Genomic DNA, 18,368 nt, shown 5'->3' with positions numbered 1-18,368 from the left:
GGTGGCAGCATGTTTTTTAGAAAAAAGAAAAGCAAACTTGTAGTTACAGAAAGAACCCCCGATTACAAGGAATTTGAAATTCCTGAAATTGCGGAAAAGAAAGAGAAGAGAAGTTATCAAAAAGATCACTTTGTTTCTCCTATTTTTGGGACGAATGTAAAAGATAAAGTTGTTATTCCTAACCCAGTTAAAAGAACTGGTGATTTAGATAAGCAATTAGATGACTTTAGAACAGAACCTAAACTATCTAATGAAACTAAAAAAGAACGTTATGGTAGTGAATACCATGAGTTTGATTTAGTGCAAGGAAATAGCTTAAACGAAGTTATGGAAGAGAAAAGAAGAAAAAGAGATCAAAAACAAGAAAACGAAGCGACTGAAGAATTTATTAGTGGTGTTGTTGAAGAAATACCTGTTTACAAGGAAGAACCAAAACGTGCAGTTAAATCAAATATTAACGATTACTTTAACCCAGGAACAAAGAAACCGGAACCAAAACCTGAAGTTAAAGTAGAAGCCCCTAAAGCTATGAACAAGTTTAATAAGGAATATCGTTTTCCTTCATTCAATTTATTAAACAAACCAGTTAGAAAGGTTCAAAGTAATGAGCAATGGGTTCAAAAACAAATTGATATATTAGATCGTACTTTTGAAGAATTTAAAGTTGGAGCTAGAGTTAAAACTCATACAAAAGGCCCAACAGTAACAAGATATGAAATCGAGTTAGAAAGCGGAGTATATGTAAAAAAAGTTACCGGTATTACCGATAACATTAAAATGGCATTAGCCGCTAAAGAAATTAGAATTGAAGCACCAATCCCTGGAAAAAGCACTGTCGGGATTGAAGTTCCAAATGAAGTTCCTGAAATAGTTCATTTCTATGATATAGTAAGTAAGGATGAATTTAAGAACTCAACAGATCCGTTAACCATTGCTCTTGGTTTAGATATTGATGGTCTTGGTGTTTACTCATCAATTTCTAAAATGCCTCATGGTCTAGTTGCAGGTGCAACAGGTAGTGGTAAATCAGTATGTATTAATACAATCTTAATGAGTTTGTTATTTAAATATTCACCAGATGATTTAAAATTAATGCTTATCGACCCTAAGATGGTTGAACTCTCAGCATACAACGATTTACCTCATTTAATTACACCAGTTATCACCGATGCTAAAATCGCAACTGCTGGTTTAAAATGGGCTGTAGAAGAGATGGAAAAAAGATTTGTTTTATTCAGTAATGAACGAGTAAGAGATATTAAATCTTATAATGAAAAAGCATTAAAAGAAGAATTAGAAAGAATGCCTTATATCGTCATTATTGTTGATGAGTTAGCAGACTTAATGATGGTAGCTTCAAGTAGTGTTGAGGAAGCAATAATGCGCTTAACCCAAAAAGCAAGAGCTTGTGGGATTCATTTAATTATTGCCACACAACGTCCAAGTACAGACGTTGTAAAAGGAACAATTAAATCAAATATCCCAACTCGTATTGCCTTTATGGTTTCTAGTTATATTGATTCAATGACAATTATTGATGGAGCTGGGGCTGATAAGTTATTAGGTCGTGGAGATATGTTATATGCTGAAAGTGGAAAACCACAAAGACGTGTTCAAGGTGCTTTTATTAGTGATACCGAAATAAGTAATGTTAATGAATTTATTAGAAGACAAAGAGACAGTGAGTATATGTTTACACAAGAAAAACTTGTAAGACAAGCAACTTCTGTTGTAAATAGTGATGATCTATTTGAAGAAGTAGCTAGATTTGTTATTATAAGTAAGGCTTGTTCAATTAATAAAATCAGTAAACAATTTAATATTGGCTTTAATAGAGCACAAAAGATAGTAGAAACACTTCATGAACAAGGAATTGTCTCGGAAAATGTTGGTTCTAAAGCCCGTACTGTATTAGTTACAATTGAAGAGTTAGATCAAATAATTGAAGGAAAATAGGTCTTGATATGGATGACTTTAACGATTTACTAGAAGAAGAAATAGAAGAAGAAATAGAAGAAGACCATACGATTGAAACAATGAAGGTTCGAAAGACCCTTCGTTTTCATACGTTTATCGTGGTTATTGTTATTTCATTATTCTTTATCTTAAGAAATTTTGATGAGAATATCGACTTTAACAATGTCAATGCTCCTATCTTCTTAACAATAAATCTATTTATATTGTTTTTTGCAGCAATTATCTATTTCTATGATAACCGCATCAAACCAATTGAATACTCGAAGAAAGAAGTATATAAAGGATATAAAATGCTAAATGATATTCTTGATATAGTAAGTATCATTTCTTACTTATCATTAATAGTTACAGTTACTAATATGTTCTTTATTTCCTTATCGCCAATCACAGGGACCTCAATGATGCCGAATTTTAATGATAACGAAGCAGTAATTTTCTCTCATATGACAAAAGAATATGAGCGATTTGATGTGGTAATTGTTCATCAAGATTCAGAAACGACACCATATTTAATCAAACGTATTGTCGGTTTACCTGGCGAAACAATTGAAATAAACAACAACCAAATCTTTATCGATGGAACGCTTCTTGTAGAAGATTACATCGATACAGAACAAGTAAAAACATATTGTACCAATATCCATACAGGTACATACGTAGATAATTCACATTGTACATTTGTAGTCGAAGACGGAGAATACTTCGTTTTAGGTGATAACCGTGACGGTGGTGCAGTTAGTGGAAGTGGAACAAGTATTGATTCTAGATACTTTGGGCCAGTAATGGAAGATGCAATTTATGGAAAAGTAGTTTTCAAGTTTACTGATTACAATATTATAAAATAGCGAGTTGATAATATGAAACAGATTCATTGGTATCCTGGCCACATGGCCAAGACAAAAAGAGAAATAATTGAAAAAGTTAAATTAATTGATGTAGTATTAGAAATTCTTGACGCAAGAATTCCTTTTAGCTCTCAAAATCCGGTAATAAGAACGATGATTGGTAATACACCTAAAATCATTCTTTTTAACAAAGCAGATTTAACGGATCCTCAAGAACTAGAAAAATGGGTAGCTCACTTTAGGAAACAAGGAGTGCCTTCATTAAAGGTGAATGCCATTACAGGGCAAGGTTTAGATAAACTTTTACCGTTAATGAAAGAACTTTTAAAAGATAAAATTGCCAAAGAACTATCAAGAGGACGTACCGAAAGACCACTACGTGCAATGATCTTAGGAATACCTAATGTAGGGAAATCGACATTGATTAATAAATTAGCAAATAAACGAAAATTAGTAGTTGGAGATCGTCCTGGTGTTACAAAGCAAACCCAATACATTAGAGTTGGAAAAGACTTTGAATTATTAGATACTCCAGGAATCTTATGGCCTAAATTTGAAGATGAAGAAATTGCTAAGAAATTGGCTTTAACAGGAGCTATCAAAGACAATATACTACCTAAAGATGATGTGGTAATATTTGGTTTTAGATTCTTAGATAAATACTATAAAGGTAGATTAGAAGAAAGATACGATATCACTGTTGATATCGACAATGTTGCACAAATTTTTGACGATATTGGAATAAGAAGAGGTTGTTTACTTCCTGGAAAACAAATTGATTATGACAGAGTAATCGATTTATTCCTTCATGAGTTTAGACATCTTAAGTTTGGTAAAATGATTTTGGATAGGATTAAAGAACTTGTATAGCTACGAAAATGATCTTATAAAAAATGGACATATCTATATTGCTGGATGTGATGAAGTTGGGCGTGGACCGCTTGCTGGACCAGTCGTAGCTGCTGCAGTAATACTGGATAATGATAATAAAATAGAAGGTCTAAATGATTCAAAGAAACTTAGCGAAAAGAAAAGAGTTCTCTTAGATAAAGAAATAAGAGATAAAGCATTAGCTTTTCATATTATTTATATTTGGCCAAAAGAGATTGATAAAATTAATATCTATCAGGCAAGTAAGAAAGCGATGATAGAAGCTATCAAAGCTTTAAAACAACAACCAACATATATCTTAAGTGATGCGATGCCACTAGGAGATATTGGGATTCCCTTTGAAAGTATTATTAAAGGAGATCAAAAGAGCGCAACAATTGCTGCCGCTTCAATTATCGCTAAACAAGAACGTGATAGATATATGATCGATATTGCTAAAAAATATCCAGAATATGGATTTGAAAAACATAAAGGATATCCGACCAAACAACATCTCGAGGCTCTTAAGAAACATGGTGTTTTAGATATTCATAGAAAAACATATAAACCAGTTTACGATATACTTAATCCGAAAACTAGTTTAGGGGTTTAGGAGGGAACAATGAAAAAATTATTTATTATGTTATTAAGTGTTTTACTATTAGTAGGGTGTAATCCTGATAATGGGGGAGATGAACCAGTAAGACCAGGGGCAGTTAAGTTAAACGGTGAAGCTACTGTAACAATTACAGTAGGTGATACTTATTCAGAACTAGGTGCATATGTTGATGGTGATACTTCTATAGAAATCACAATCACAGGGACTGTTAACACCGCACTTGAAGGTAGTTATGAGATTACTTATTCTTATGACAGTAATGGAGTAAAGATAAGCACAATAAGAACAGTAATTGTTGAAGAAGAAACAATAAATCCAGTTATAGTCGTTACTTGTACTTTAAATGGTAATGGTACTATAAATATAGATGTTGAAGATTCTTTTCAAGATCCTGGTGTAACTTGTACTCCAGCAACTACTGAAGTTACTATAACTGATAATGTTGATATATATACACCTGGTAACTATCAGGTTGAATATGAGTATATGTCAGAAACAGGATTAAAAACTCTCACAAGAAATGTCGTAGTTAGTCCTTCAATGTCCAATATTTCATTTAGTCTAAACGATTCTAATGAAGTATATATTGATCAAGGAGATACTTGGGTAGATCCTGGTTATCAACTTGATGGCTCAAGTGCTTCTGTTACTGTAACAGGTACGGTGAATACTGATGTGCCAGGGTTTTATATATTGACGTACTCATTTACAGACGGAATGTATGTCGAACTAACTAGAAATGTAATAGTTGTTAGAACTGTATTCTACGCCTTTAATTCAAGTGAATTAGTAGAAGACGACCTAACAGTTACCATTACTGGTTATGATATCACTCTTAAATACGATTCGTTAGTTGTTGAGTTATATCAAGATGATATAATGTTAGATTTTAGAAATGTAATAGATGGCTTAAATACTCTCACTTTTACAGGGTTAACTGATGGCCATGATTACGTTGTAAAAATAAGAGGAGATTACTTTGATGATACTACGGCAATGTATGATGAAGAAACTGTCGATACATTTACAATTGAATCATTAATTATAGTTCCTACAATGACTGTGACTAATGAGATAATTGATGAATCATCATATAGTTTTGATTATGTAATAAATGATACAGAATCAAGATTCTTATGGTTTAACGTAAAAACTTATGATGGCGTAACAATAGTAGATACACAAGATTCTATTGTAGCTGACAATGGGACTATATCCATTACAGGGTTAGATGATTATAAAGATTATAAGGTTGTAGTAATTATTACTTATGATGAAGGTACAACCAATCTTGAAACAACGGGATTAGATAAGAATATTGAAACATTTCTTGAGTTTAGTTTAACTGCTGAAGTTGATAAACCTACAGTTTATCAAGACGAAGCTAATTTTGTAACAATCACAATAACAAATTCGAATGGACATACAGTCGAACATATTTATATTGATGGAGTTGATACGTTGTTTACTACGGTTAATTCTACAACTTATACAATTGATTTAGATACAAGTGTAATAGGTGTGTTTGATAAAACAATAGATGAACTAACCCTAAGTATAAGAACAGTAAGTGAAACCTTTATTTGGGACACAGAGTTCACTTATGAAGTCGTAGATCAGTTAGCTAGTGAAAACGTTCCATACGTTATAGCTTACTTCTCAAATGATGATGAGTATAGTACCTCAGGGTCTGGTTCTGGCCACACAATGGAACTGAGATTGTATAATCCATTACAATTACCCATTTCAGATATTTACTTAAATGATGTGTTATATAATTCAAACTTTTATTCAAATACCGGAGAAGTAATAACCTTTTATTCAAACTTCTCATATGAGCAACAAGTTACACAATTCTCTTATGAATTTGGTGGGGTAACATACCAAGTAGATGTTGATTCATTCAATGTTGAGAATATGCCGGTATGTGACGGCATAATTCACCAAATAACTACAGTTCAACATGTTAAAGATATGTTAGCTTCTCCTTATGGTTGTTGGGAATTAATGAATGATATTGATTTAACAGGAGAAGACTGGCTAGCAATAGTAAATGCAGCCCCAGATGGAAGTCTAACTTTGTTTGGAAATGGTTATACTATAAGTAATATAACTATGGTAAGTATAGATGTAACTCAAAGTAGTGAAACAAATTGGGGATTCTTTGGAGTTCTAAATGGTTCACATATCCAAGACTTGATACTTGATGTGAACATAAGCATTGGTAATAGTAACGTAAATAAGCCAAATATGTTTATTGGTGGGCTTGCTGGATATATTTCATCATCTCACATTGAAAATGTAACTGTGAATGGTAATGTCGATTCTAACTATTATTACAACGGAGCAATTGGAGCAATTGTTGGAATGACATCCGATAGTGTATTTGAAGATGTATCATCAAGTGTTACGATGGATATTACTCAATACACTCCAACATTGGAATCGAGACTAGGTAGTTTAATCGGTGAAATTGATGGTACTGATATCCATGGATATACTGAGAATTCTACTATAACAGTAACTGGAATCTCCTCTCATGTTGCATTATTTATTGGAGAACCTATCGGTAAAATTACTGATGGTGATGTTCTAGAAACGCCTTAATAAAGGTAAATAAAACACCTTCCATTTGGAAGGTGTTATTTTTTTAGCTTACTTTGAATCCAATCGATAACAGAATATAAAGGGTTCATTATGTTTGAGTAGGTCTCATTGTCAACTGGGGCCTCTAAAAAAGACTGTTCTTTTCCCATTCCGATAAAAATTGGGAAGGATAACATAAGATATAATATTTCTTCTTTATGAACTTCTTCATGCCATAATGAAATTATGTAATTAAAATCGATATGATCGTTGCCATCCAGTAATATCTTCGTTAACAGGAAGTATGCACTTATCAAAATTGCGAGTTGCATATTCTTCGGACCAAAAAATAATGGTTCGACATCGATGATAGAAATTGTGTCTTCATTGATCAAAATATTGGCAAACCATAAATCTCCATGAAATAAGTATTTTTCTTCTTTTGAGAGGTACATTACAAATTTCTCATCTTGAAGGATTTCTTTCAGCTTTTCTTTCATTAAAGAATCAGCAGAATTACTTAGAAAATACTCGAATATTTGCAAGGAATGGGGAATACCAAGATCGGTATATTCACCACTTGCTGCTTCTAATCGTTTAGTAAAGGCATAAACACCATCAACGATTTGTTTTGTCAACTCATCATTAGGATATTCACTGACCGGTGATCCTATTAAATATGACAATATTGAATATGTAAATGTAACATCTTTCATTTCAGTAAGTCCATACTTATAGATTAAACTTGTCAAATTATCCTCACGATATATGGAGTTAAAGAGGTTACTTCTGAACTCCTCTTTTTGGAGTTGATCACCAAGTAGTAGTTTAATGATCAATTTTGGTTCTTTATTATGTAAAAAAACCTTGGCGTGCATTGCATCGGTCAATTGAATAATATCATCTTTTAAGTCATTATTAACGATTCGGGAAATAATGTCCTGATATTTCATAGATACCTCCTTGATAATTTGATTAGATTTCTATACTTGCGTTATATAATTTTGCGTAATATCCATTGTTATTAATTAGTTCTTTGTGGGTCCCTCTTTCACTGATTCCATTCTCAGTTAAAACGAGAATTTCATCTGCATTTGAAATAGTACTTAAACGGTGGGCAATGACTAAGGTAGTACGTCCTACACTTAATTCGTCAAGTGCCTTTTGAATTAGTTTCTCAGTAACATTATCTAATGAACTTGTTGCTTCATCAAGGATTAAAACAGGGGGATTTTTAAGAAAAACTCGGGCAATACTTACTCGTTGTTTTTGTCCTCCAGAAAGTTTTACTCCTCTTTCACCAACTAAGGTATCATAACCGTGATCTAAACTCATTATGAAATCATGGATGTTTGCCTGTTTAGCAGCTTTAATTACATCTTCATCAGTTGCTTCAGGTCTTCCGTATAATATATTATTTTTTATAGTTCCATAGAATATATAAACATCTTGTTGAACATGTCCTATGTTTGAACGTAATGAGTAAATATCATATTCTTTAACATTGATTCCATCAACAAGAACTTCACCTTCATTAACATCATAAAATCTAGGAATCAATTTACTGATTGTGCTCTTACCTACACCGGTTTCTCCGACTAAGGCTATTTTTTTACCAGGACTTACTTTGACATCAAAATTCTTTAAGACATCACTCCTTGAAGATTCATATTGGAATGTAACATTTCTAAATTCAATTAAACCACGAGGGTTATCCATGAATATCGGATTGTCATTAGAAACGATTTTTGGCTCTATCATTTGGATAGCGTGGAATTTCTCATAACCACTCCATCCCTTTTGAACTTGCTCTATAGTTTGAATCAAGGTTCTAATTGGTTGGATTAAGATTGTGATGTAGAGGAAGAATACAGTGTAATCACCAATAGTGATTTCACCATTAATTGCTAAGACACCACCATATACTAATATTAACACAAATAGTAGATCTATTATTAGTCCTGTACCACTACTAAAGATACCCATTTGTTTGTAGAAATCTCTAAATGATGCTTGGTAAAGGTTTGTGACATTTTTAAATTTCCTTAATTCGAAGTCTTCATTGGTAAAAGCTTTAGTAAGTCTAATACCTCCGATTGAATTTTCTACTTCACTATTTATTTCTTCATGGGTTGCTCTCGTTTTACGAGATGCCGCCATCATTTTTCTTCTTCTTGAGTTAGAGTAGAAAATTAATATAACAATTAGTGCAAAAATGAAGATAGTAAATATAATGTGAATATTGAATAGAATTATAAAACTACCTATGATAGTAACGGTACTTACGATAATGTTTTCAGGTGTATGGTGAGCCATTTCACTAATATCTCTTAAGTGTCCCACAATGTGCGTCATGATTGTCCCTGTTTTATGATCATCAAAGTAATCACTATCTAGAGTTTGAATTTTCTTATATAAATCGACACGCATATCGCGTTCGATTCTAGTACCCATTACATGGCCCCAGTAATTAACAATAAAACTACAAAACATCCTAATTACGTAGAGAACAGCAAGAATTGCACCAAAGAAATAGATACTTTTATAATCACCAGCAGGTACGTAAATATTTATGATATTTCTAACGACACTTGGGAAGTATAGATTTATCCCTGCCATAGCCAATGCAGCTACTGTATCAATGTAGAATAATACCTGATGGTTTTTGTAATATTTAATAAATTTTCTTAACATATAATCACCCCAATAATTCATTAGTTATCTCAATTAATCATTATAGCACAGTTTGTTTTACTTGTTTATATAATTTTGGTATAATCATTGTGGTGATAAATATGGAAATTAGGGTAGAAGATTTATTAAAAAAGAATCTTAAAAAAGAAGTCATTATTTTTCAAACCGATACTGTTTACGGGATTGGTTGTAAAATAGATAATCTAGAAGGCGTAGAACGTATTTACGAAATAAAAAAACGTGATGGTAAGAAGCCTTTAGCTGTTTTGTGTGCTAATTTAGGGCAAGTGAAATCAATTGTTTCTGACTTTTCTTTGGGTCAAGAATTCACCAAATATTGGCCAGGAGCTTTAACTTTAATTATGCCCAAAAATAAACTCATTGGTGACTTTATTACTTCCGGATATAACACGGTAGGAGTCCGTATTCCTAATGACAAAATAGCATTAAGTATTTTAGAAAAATTTGGGCCAATGGCTGTGACAAGTTTGAACTTAAGTACAGAACCAGCTATATTAAAATATAATGATTGTCTAGAATACCTTGAACAAGTTGATTATTTAGTAAAAGGAATCGACTTAAATAGCATTAGCAGTACAGTCTATGATTGTATAAATAAAAGAACATTAAGAAATGGAGAAATTAAGATTAATTAATTTCTCCATTTGTTTGTCTATATAAAGTAGTTTAATTAATAAATTATATTATATATATTTCTTATTTATTATATATAAGTGTTGTTTTTAGAAAAAGTTTTGATATAATTGTATTTGATAATATTTGCTTACTTTAAGGAGGTAAATTATGAAAATAGCATTAGGTTCAGATCACGGTGGATTTGTCTTAAAAGAAGAGATTAAAGGACATTTACTAGCAAAAGGATATGAAGTTGAAGACTTTGGTTGTTATAGTTTAGATAGTGTTGATTACAATGAAGCAGCTATCAGTGTTAGTGAAGGTGTAGCTTCAGGACTGTTTAATCGTGGTATTTTAGTTTGTGGTACTGGTATTGGTATGAGTATCATGGCTAATAAAGTTAAAGGAATTAGAGCTGCTTTAGTTCATGATTTATTTACTGCTAAAGCAACTAGAGAACATAATGATACTAACGTTTTAACGATGGGTGGAAGAGTTATCGGTGGTGGTTTAGCACTAGATATCGTTGACACATGGTTAGAAACTGAGTTTAGTAATGCTGAAAGACATTTAAGAAGAATTACTAAAATAAATAATTATTAAGGAGTGAGTTTAATGGCAAAAGTAAAGGTTTTAAATCATCCATTAATTGATCATAAAATGTCAATTATTAGAAACAAAGAAACTGATACAAAGAAATTTAGAGAAAACGTGAATGAAATTGGTAGTTTGATTACTTATGAAATTACCCGAGACTTACCTTTAAAAGATGTTCAAGTTGAAACACCTATTTGTGTTACAACTTGTAAAGAATTAAGTAAAGACGTTGTTATTGTTCCAATCTTAAGAGCGGGACTAGGAATGGTTGAAGGGATTCAAACGATTATTCCTACTGCTAAAGTTGGACATGTTGGGATGTATCGTGATGAGAAAACATTAGAACCTCATGAGTACTATGCAAAATTCCCAGATGAAATCGTTACTGGTACTGTTTTGGTTGTTGATCCAATGCTGGCAACTGGTGGTAGTGCGAGTGCAGCGATTACTGCAGTTAAAAAAAGAGGAGCTACTGATATTAGATTTGTTGGATTAGTAGGTTGTCCTGAAGGTGTCGAAAGATTAAACCATGATCATCCCGAAGTTGATGTATATTTAGCAGCTCTTGATGAAAAACTTAATGAAGTGGGATATATTGTTCCTGGACTTGGAGATTGTGGAGATCGTTTATTCGGGACTAAATAAATGAAACAAAAAAAAGCAATAGAACAACTAGCAGTTGTTAGTGGGTTTGCTTTTACGATGATTGTGATAATCGGGGTTTGTGTATTTCTAGGAATCAAACTTGATGACCTAGCAAGTACTAGTCCTCTATTTACAATCATCTTTAGTGTCTTTGGTATATTTGCGGGTATCTTTAACTTAATCCGTAGTGTATCAAAAATGGAGGACTAAGATGGAAAAGAATGATGCATTTTATAAATCATTTCCCTTTACACTAATAACTGTAGCTTTAGTTTCAACTATTTTATGGTTAGTATTTGGGAAAATGTATGGAGTAGGCTTTGCACTTGGTGGAACAACTAGTATGTTTATGATGAGTATGTTACATCGCTCAAGTAAGAAAGTAGTTGAACAAGATGAATTTCAAGCAAAAAGATTAGCAACAAGAAATTACTTCTTTAGATATTTCTTTTATGCTTTGATATTACTAGCAGCAGGGTTACTTGATAATATTGATTTATTAACAACAGGTATTGGACTGTTTACATTTAAAATAGTATTCTATATCGTTATATTACTTGAAAAACGAAGAGGTGAAGATGATGACGTTTCTAACTGATTTTTGGGGAGGATTACCTAATGGGTTACAAGCATCGCTATTTATAACACTAGTTATGATGGTTGTTCTTGTTATTTACGGGGTTAAGGTTAAAAAACTACAAACAAGTGAGGTCCCTACAGGATTCACTTTTATCCTAGTTAAACTTGTCGAGATGGTAAATGATAACCAAAGAGATTTCTTTAAAAAACATTGGCGTACATTTACACCGTTATTATTTACATTACTTTTATACTTATCATTAGCAAATACTGCAAGTTTGTTCGGGCTTACTGCACCGCTATCAAACTTTGCTGTAGCAATAGGTTTTAGTGTTTTTGCATTCTTAGCAATTCAGGTGAGTGCATTAATTATTAAGAAACCAAAACAAAGAATGAAAGATTTAATGGACCCACATTGGGCCTTTACACCAATCAACTTGATTGGTGAATTCAGCACACCATTCGCAATGGGATTACGTTTATTTGGTAACCTAATTAGTGGTAGTGTTATCGCAGTATTTATTTACTACATATTACAATGGGGTGGATTATTAGTAGGTCCATTCTTACATGCAGTCTTCGATATCTTCTTCGGAGTTGTTCAAGCGTATGTTTATTACATGCTGATGTCAATCTTCTTAAGTGGCGCAGTAGAAGACTAAATTTATCAAGAAACAAAAAAATAAAAAAATAATTTAAATATAGGAGGATTTTTATAATGGCAGAATTTACAGAATTTTTTGCACAAGGTATGGCTTATATCGGTGCAGGTTTAGCAGTTTTAACAGGGATTGGTCCTGGTATTGGACAAGGTTACGCAGCTGGTAAAGCAGTAGAAGCAATTGGTAGACAACCTGAAGCAGTAGGTAGTATTCGTACTGTAATGATTACAGGGCAAGCATTAGCAGAAACAACAGGTCTTTACGGACTATTAGTAGCATTCTTATTAATCTTTGCTACATAGGATACAACAACTTGACTAAATAAGGAGTGATTTAGATGGGAGAATTTATCTCAGAATTTGTTAATGAATCACTAGGGTTTATTAATGATTTATTTGGAGGAAATGCTGACAGAGCAATGCAACAAGTAGGAATCCAAGTCATTTCAACTTTACTATTATTTTTAGTTGTTAGATTCTTCTTCTGGAACAAAGTAACAGATTACTTAGAAGGAAGAAAAGCAGCAATGAGACAAGAATACGATGATGCTAAACAAGCAAATGAAAACGCAGCTCTAAAAAGAGAAGAAGCGGTAAAAGAACTTCACGATTTACGTAAAAGTTCTAAAGGTATTCTTGATGAAGCAAGATTTCGTAGTTTAGAAGAGCGAAAAGATATTCTCGCAAAAGCTAAACTAGATGCTAATAAATTAGTCGATGATGCTCATAAAGAAATTGATAGTCAAATTGAAAAAGCCAAGAAAGATATTAACGATGAAATTGTTAGTGTAGCTACACTAATGGCTGAACAGATAATTAAGAAAGAAATCGATGAAACGAAACATAAAGAATTAATTAAAGAGATCTCAAAAGAGGTAGCTAATTAATGAGTTATGTTGCTTTTCAATATGCTGAAGCATTATATGCTTTAGCACTAGAAGAAAAACAAGTCGATGAAGTATTAACTAACTTTGAAGCATTTAATAATGCTCAAGATGAAGATATTTCTAAATTTCTTAATCATCCTAAAATAACTAAAAAGAATAAAAAAGAAGTTGTTGGTAAAGCAATTACTAACAGTTTATTTAAAAACTTTGTTTTTGTATTAATCGATAATTCACGTATTGAGTACTTAGATGATTGTTTAAGTGAGTTTAAAGTGATAAATGATAATCAAAATAAAGTAATGAATGTCGTCGTGTATTCAAAAGAAATCTTAGCGATTTCTGATTTAAACAAGCTTAAAAACAATTTAGGTATGAAACATAATCGTAAAGTTATGATTAAGAATATTGTTGAACCAAGTATTATTGGCGGACTTCGTATTGAATACGATGGACAAGTCTTAGATGAAACTATCAACAATCATTTACTAATTCTTAAGAATAAGTTAACGAAATAACGAGGTGGAATTATGAGTAAAATCAACCCGGTTGAGATTAGTTCTTTAATCAAAGAACAGATAAAAAAATACGAAAAAGAAATTAAGACAGATAACATTGGTACAGTAATTAACGTTGGTGATGGTATCGCACTTGTACATGGTTTAGATAATGCAATGAGTGGTGAGTTATTATTATTCCCTGGGGATATTTACGGGATGGTACTTAACTTAGAAACTGATCATGTTGGGGCTATCTTGTTAGATGAAGCTACTTCTGTAAAAGAAGGAGACGTTGTTAAAACAACGGGACGTATTTTAGAAGTTCCTGTTGGGGAAGCAATGATTGGTCGTGTTATTAATCCTTTAGGACAACCAATTGATGGTATGGGTAAAATTAATTCAACAAAAACTCGTCCTATTGAACAAAAAGCAACAGGTGTTATGAGTCGTAAAAGTGTAAACCAACCACTACAAACAGGAATTAAAGTATTAGATGCTTTAGTACCAGTAGGTAGAGGACAACGTGAACTTATTATCGGCGATAGACAAACTGGTAAAACAGCTATCACTATCGATACAATTATCAACCAAAAAGGTAAAGACGTTATTTGTATTTATGTTGCAATTGGACAAAAAGAAAGTACAGTTGCTAATGTATATGAACAATTAAAACAACATGGTGCAATGGATTATTCAATCATTGTAAGTGCATCAGCTTCACAACCTTCTCCATTGTTATATTTAGCACCTTATGCTGGTGTTACAATCGGTGAAGAATTTATGTTTGCTGGAAAAGACGTTCTTGTTGTTTATGATGATTTAAGTAAACATGCTATCGCTTACCGTGAACTTAGTTTACTACTTAGAAGACCACCAGGACGTGAAGCGTTCCCGGGAGATGTTTTCTATCTACATAGTAGATTATTAGAACGTGCTGCTAAGTTAAATGATGACTTAGGTGGAGGAAGTATTACTGCTTTACCAATCATTGAAACACAAGCAGGAGATATTAGTGCTTATATCCCAACAAACGTAATCAGTATTACTGATGGACAAATCTTCTTACAAAGTGATTTATTCCATAGTGGTGTACGTCCAGCTATTAACCCTGGATTATCGGTTTCTCGTGTTGGTGGTAGTGCACAAATTAAAGCAATTAAAAAAGTATCAGGGACTCTGCGTTTAGATTTAGCAGCTTACCGTGAATTAGAAGCATTTACACAATTTGGTTCTGATTTAGATGAAGCAACAAAAGCTCGTCTAGAACGTGGTAAACGTACTGTAGAAATCTTAAAACAAGGATTACATCAAACAATGGATGTTGAAAAACAAGTTGTTAGTATCTTTAGTTTAACTAATGGATTCTTAGATGATGTAAAACTTCAAGATATTTTACGATTTGAAAAAGAGCTACATGAATATTTCGTAAGAGATAAAGAAGGTAGCAAAGTACTTCAAGAAATAATTGATACTAATCAATTACCAGAAACAGATAAACTTAAGGATGTAATCGTAAGATTCAAAAAATCATTTGTATAAGGTGGTGTTAAAATGGCTTCAATGAGAGAAATAAGATCCCGTATTAACGCTACTAAAAAAACTTCACAGATTACAAAAGCTATGCACATGGTTTCAGCTTCTAAATTAAAAAGAGCTGAAAGAACCATTAGAGGTTTTCGACCTTTAATGTATCGTTTACGAGAAATGATTGAATATCTCTTAGAACAAGATGATGTTTCACATCCAATGCTCAGTGAACGAGAAACTGATAAAACATGTTATATAATTGTTTCATCAGACCGTGGACTAGCGGGACCTTATAATTCAAGTATCTTTAAGGCATTTCAAGCACATGTTAATGAAACCCATAAAAGTAAAGATGAATTCGTTGTAGCAGCAATTGGCCACAAAGCCATGAGCTTTGCGAAACGAAATAAATACAATATCCTTGTTAAGGATCCAATCAATGTACGTGATGACGTTCAATTTATTGATTTTAAACAAGTAACTGAAAGTTTTATAGACTCTTACTTAAAAGGTGACATTGATAAAATAATTGTTTTCCATAATCACTTCATTAATACAATGATTCAAGAAGTTGAAAGAACACAATTATTACCAGTTGCCAATGGTGCTCTAAAAGATTTAAAACAAAAACATGAAGAGGACAACGAAGATATAAGTACAGTAAGACGTATTTATAACTACGAACCAAGTCCAAAAGCAATCATAAATCATTTATTACCAATGTATGTCGAAAATACATTATATGGTTTTATTCTTGATGCAAAAGCAAGTGAACATGCTTCAAGAATGACAGCAATGAAGAGTGCTACTGATAATGCTGAAGAGCTTATCGGAACATTACAACTTCACTATAATCGTGCTCGACAAGCAGCAATTACAAACGAGTTAACAGATATCATTGGTGGAGCCAATGCAGTTAACTAGAGGAGGAAATTATGAATAAAGGTAGAATCGTTCAAGTAATGGGAGCGGTAATCGATGTTAAATTTGAAGATCAATTACCAGAGATTAATCATGCCCTTACAGTAGATGTAAAACCTGAAGATAATAATGGTGTTGGGGTTAAACTAACACTTGAAGTCTCTTTACACTTAGGAAACAATGTCGTACGCACAATCGCCATGGATTCAACAGATGGTGTTGTTAGAGGAATGCCAGTATCTGATACTGGAGCGCCAATTACTGTACCTGTTGGTAAAGTAACTTTGGGACGTATCTTTAACGTATTAGGAGAAGAAATAGATGGTAAAGAAGCTGTGGGTAAAGATGTACCACATAGTCCTATTCACCGTCCTGCTCCTAAACTAGATGAACTAAGTAGTGAAGTTGAAATCTTAGAAACAGGAATTAAAGTAGTTGATTTACTTGCACCTTATATTAAAGGTGGTAAAATCGGATTATTCGGTGGAGCCGGAGTAGGTAAAACAGTACTTATCCAAGAATTAATTAACAATATCGCCCAAGAACATGGTGGTATTTCTGTATTTGCTGGTGTAGGAGAAAGAACTCGTGAGGGTAATGATTTATACTGGGAAATGACAGAATCTGGAGTAATTAAAAAAACAGCTATGGTCTTCGGACAAATGAATGAACCACCAGGTGCACGTATGCGTGTTGGTTTAACAGGTTTAACAATGGCTGAATATTTCCGTGATGAAGAAAAACAAGATGTATTATTCTTTATCGATAATATCTTCCGTTTCACTCAAGCAGGTTCTGAAGTATCTGCGTTACTAGGGCGTATGCCTTCAGCCGTAGGTTACCAACCAACTTTAGCTACTGAAATGGGTAAACTACAAGAAAGAATTACCTCAACTAAAGAAGGTTCAATTACATCTATCCAAGCAGTATATGTTCCCGCTGATGATTATACAGATCCAGCACCAGCGACAACGTTTGCCCATTTAGATGCAACAACAAACCTTTCACGTAAAATCTCTGAAGAGGGAATTTACCCAGCAGTTGATCCGCTTGCTTCAACTTCAAGAGCTTTAGCACCGGAAATTGTTGGAGAAGAACATTACAATATTGCCCGTGAAGTTCAAAGAACTATCCAAAGATATAATGAATTATTAGATATCATAGCTATCTTAGGGATGGATGAATTAAGTGAAGATGACAAATTAGTAGTTCATAGAGCTCGTCGTGTTCGTTTATTCTTATCACAAAACTTCCATGTAGCAGAACAATTCACAGGACAAAAAGGGACATATGTTCCAGTAGAAGAAACAATCAGAGGATTTAAAGAAATACTAGAAGGTAAATATGATAGTTTACCTGAAGATGCTTTCCGTCTAGTCGGAAGCATTGAAGATGTTATCAAAAAAGCAGATTCAATGAAATAAGGTGATTTTATGAAAATAAGTGTCGTAACTCCTCATGGTGAGTTATATAACGAAGACATCGACTATGTCGTAGTATCTTCCAAAATGAACGGTGAATTTGCCATTCTAAAAGATCATATCCCAATTATCAGTAGTATTGATGTTGGATATGTAAAAATGGTTAGAGATGAAAAAGAGCTCTTTACAGTAGTTATTAATGGAGTGGTTGAACACTCTAATAATATCGTAAATGTAATTGCTCAAGAAGCACATGTTGGTTTAAGTAAAACCAGTGCTCTAGATCACTTAAACACTGTTCGTGAAGAACGACTAGCTGAGAATAAAAGACGTAATGTTGATTTCGCAAAAGCAGAACGTGAATTAAAGAAAAACATAAAAGATGCCAAAGCAGGTAAAATGTAAA

Annotated in this window: 20 protein-coding genes; 18 read left to right on the top strand and 2 right to left on the bottom strand. The window is 32.8% G+C overall.

Features of this window, described 5'->3' with window-relative positions; all coding sequences use genetic code 11:
- The first annotated feature begins 9 nt into the window (after nucleotides 1–9).
- Genes KQ51_RS00305 through KQ51_RS00285 form a run of 5 tightly spaced genes read left to right on the top strand, consistent with a single transcriptional unit; the run spans nucleotide 10 to nucleotide 6,918 of the window.
- Nucleotides 10–1,956 carry a DNA translocase FtsK gene (locus KQ51_RS00305; RefSeq protein ID WP_052608959.1) on the top strand — a complete coding sequence of 649 codons (1,947 nt, stop codon included), beginning with the start codon at nucleotides 10–12 and terminating at the stop codon, nucleotides 1,954–1,956.
- An 8-nt stretch (nucleotides 1,957–1,964) separates the two neighbouring features.
- Nucleotides 1,965–2,822 (top strand): signal peptidase I, encoded by an 858-nt coding sequence (gene lepB, locus KQ51_RS00300; RefSeq protein ID WP_038467524.1) that lies wholly within the window; start codon nucleotides 1,965–1,967, stop codon nucleotides 2,820–2,822.
- A 12-nt stretch (nucleotides 2,823–2,834) separates the two neighbouring features.
- Nucleotides 2,835–3,692 carry a ribosome biogenesis GTPase YlqF gene (gene ylqF, locus KQ51_RS00295; RefSeq protein WP_038467521.1) on the top strand — a complete coding sequence of 286 codons (858 nt, stop codon included), beginning with the start codon at nucleotides 2,835–2,837 and terminating at the stop codon, nucleotides 3,690–3,692.
- Nucleotides 3,685–4,305, top strand: coding sequence for a ribonuclease HII (locus tag KQ51_RS00290; RefSeq protein WP_052608957.1), 621 nt, complete (start codon nucleotides 3,685–3,687; stop codon nucleotides 4,303–4,305). Before ylqF ends, KQ51_RS00290 begins: the two co-directional genes overlap by 8 nt.
- Before the next feature lie 9 nt (nucleotides 4,306–4,314).
- The gene (locus KQ51_RS00285) at nucleotides 4,315–6,918 is read left to right on the top strand and encodes an immunoglobulin-like domain-containing protein (RefSeq protein WP_038467518.1); all 2,604 of its coding nucleotides are present in this window, start codon (nucleotides 4,315–4,317) and stop codon (nucleotides 6,916–6,918) included.
- A gap of 35 nt (nucleotides 6,919–6,953) precedes the next feature.
- Here KQ51_RS00285 and KQ51_RS00280 read toward each other — a convergent pair whose 3' ends face one another.
- Together KQ51_RS00280 and KQ51_RS00275 are read right to left on the bottom strand one after the other, a co-directional pair.
- Nucleotides 6,954–7,850 carry a hypothetical protein gene (locus KQ51_RS00280; protein WP_038467516.1) on the bottom strand — a complete coding sequence of 299 codons (897 nt, stop codon included), beginning with the start codon at nucleotides 7,848–7,850 and terminating at the stop codon, nucleotides 6,954–6,956.
- A 22-nt stretch (nucleotides 7,851–7,872) separates the two neighbouring features.
- Nucleotides 7,873–9,591, bottom strand: a complete 1,719-nt coding sequence (locus KQ51_RS00275) for an ABC transporter ATP-binding protein (RefSeq protein WP_038467513.1) — start codon at nucleotides 9,589–9,591, stop codon at nucleotides 7,873–7,875.
- A gap of 101 nt (nucleotides 9,592–9,692) precedes the next feature.
- On the opposite strand from KQ51_RS00275, the gene KQ51_RS00270 reads away from it, so the two are divergent.
- The 13 genes from KQ51_RS00270 (at nucleotide 9,693) to atpC (ending at nucleotide 18,367) form a co-directional block, all read left to right on the top strand.
- Entirely contained in the window at nucleotides 9,693–10,247 is a 555-nt protein-coding gene (locus tag KQ51_RS00270; RefSeq protein ID WP_038467509.1) for an L-threonylcarbamoyladenylate synthase, read from the top strand.
- A gap of 148 nt (nucleotides 10,248–10,395) precedes the next feature.
- Nucleotides 10,396–10,830, top strand: coding sequence for a ribose 5-phosphate isomerase B (gene rpiB / locus KQ51_RS00265; RefSeq protein WP_038467506.1), 435 nt, complete (start codon nucleotides 10,396–10,398; stop codon nucleotides 10,828–10,830).
- A gap of 12 nt (nucleotides 10,831–10,842) precedes the next feature.
- A complete protein-coding gene (gene upp, locus KQ51_RS00260) occupies nucleotides 10,843–11,469 on the top strand; it encodes a uracil phosphoribosyltransferase (protein WP_038467503.1) in 627 nt (208 codons plus the stop codon).
- Entirely contained in the window at nucleotides 11,470–11,679 is a 210-nt protein-coding gene (locus KQ51_RS00255; protein ID WP_038467500.1) for an AtpZ/AtpI family protein, read from the top strand.
- Between the two features lies 1 nt (nucleotide 11,680).
- Nucleotides 11,681–12,067, top strand: coding sequence for an ATP synthase subunit I (locus KQ51_RS00250; protein ID WP_038467497.1), 387 nt, complete (start codon nucleotides 11,681–11,683; stop codon nucleotides 12,065–12,067).
- The gene (locus KQ51_RS00245; RefSeq protein WP_038467493.1) at nucleotides 12,051–12,710 is read left to right on the top strand and encodes a F0F1 ATP synthase subunit A; all 660 of its coding nucleotides are present in this window, start codon (nucleotides 12,051–12,053) and stop codon (nucleotides 12,708–12,710) included. Before KQ51_RS00250 ends, KQ51_RS00245 begins: the two co-directional genes overlap by 17 nt.
- A 56-nt stretch (nucleotides 12,711–12,766) precedes the next feature.
- Nucleotides 12,767–13,012, top strand: a complete 246-nt coding sequence (atpE, locus tag KQ51_RS00240; protein WP_038467490.1) for an ATP synthase F0 subunit C — start codon at nucleotides 12,767–12,769, stop codon at nucleotides 13,010–13,012.
- Nucleotides 13,013–13,047: 35 nt separating this feature from the next.
- A complete protein-coding gene (gene atpF / locus KQ51_RS00235) occupies nucleotides 13,048–13,596 on the top strand; it encodes a F0F1 ATP synthase subunit B (RefSeq protein ID WP_038467487.1) in 549 nt (182 codons plus the stop codon).
- Nucleotides 13,596–14,111 (top strand): ATP synthase F1 subunit delta, encoded by a 516-nt coding sequence (gene atpH, locus KQ51_RS00230; protein WP_038467484.1) that lies wholly within the window; start codon nucleotides 13,596–13,598, stop codon nucleotides 14,109–14,111. Before atpF ends, atpH begins: the two co-directional genes overlap by 1 nt.
- Nucleotides 14,112–14,123: 12 nt before the next feature.
- Nucleotides 14,124–15,632, top strand: a complete 1,509-nt coding sequence (gene atpA / locus KQ51_RS00225; RefSeq protein WP_038467481.1) for a F0F1 ATP synthase subunit alpha — start codon at nucleotides 14,124–14,126, stop codon at nucleotides 15,630–15,632.
- A 12-nt stretch (nucleotides 15,633–15,644) separates the two neighbouring features.
- A complete protein-coding gene (gene atpG / locus KQ51_RS00220; RefSeq protein WP_038467478.1) occupies nucleotides 15,645–16,544 on the top strand; it encodes an ATP synthase F1 subunit gamma in 900 nt (299 codons plus the stop codon).
- A gap of 11 nt (nucleotides 16,545–16,555) precedes the next feature.
- Nucleotides 16,556–17,965: a F0F1 ATP synthase subunit beta gene (gene atpD, locus KQ51_RS00215; protein WP_038467475.1), complete on the top strand. Its 1,410-nt coding sequence runs from the start codon at nucleotides 16,556–16,558 to the stop codon at nucleotides 17,963–17,965.
- Between the two features lie 9 nt (nucleotides 17,966–17,974).
- Entirely contained in the window at nucleotides 17,975–18,367 is a 393-nt protein-coding gene (atpC, locus tag KQ51_RS00210) for an ATP synthase F1 subunit epsilon (protein ID WP_038467472.1), read from the top strand.
- Nucleotide 18,368: the final 1 nt, after the last annotated feature.

Source organism: Candidatus Izimaplasma bacterium HR1 (assembly GCA_000755705.1).
Classification (GTDB): Bacteria; Bacillota_I; Bacilli_A; order Izemoplasmatales; family Izemoplasmataceae; genus Xianfuyuplasma.
The sequence above is the reverse complement of the archived record's forward strand: the minus strand, read 5'-3'. Positions and strand labels throughout refer to the sequence as shown.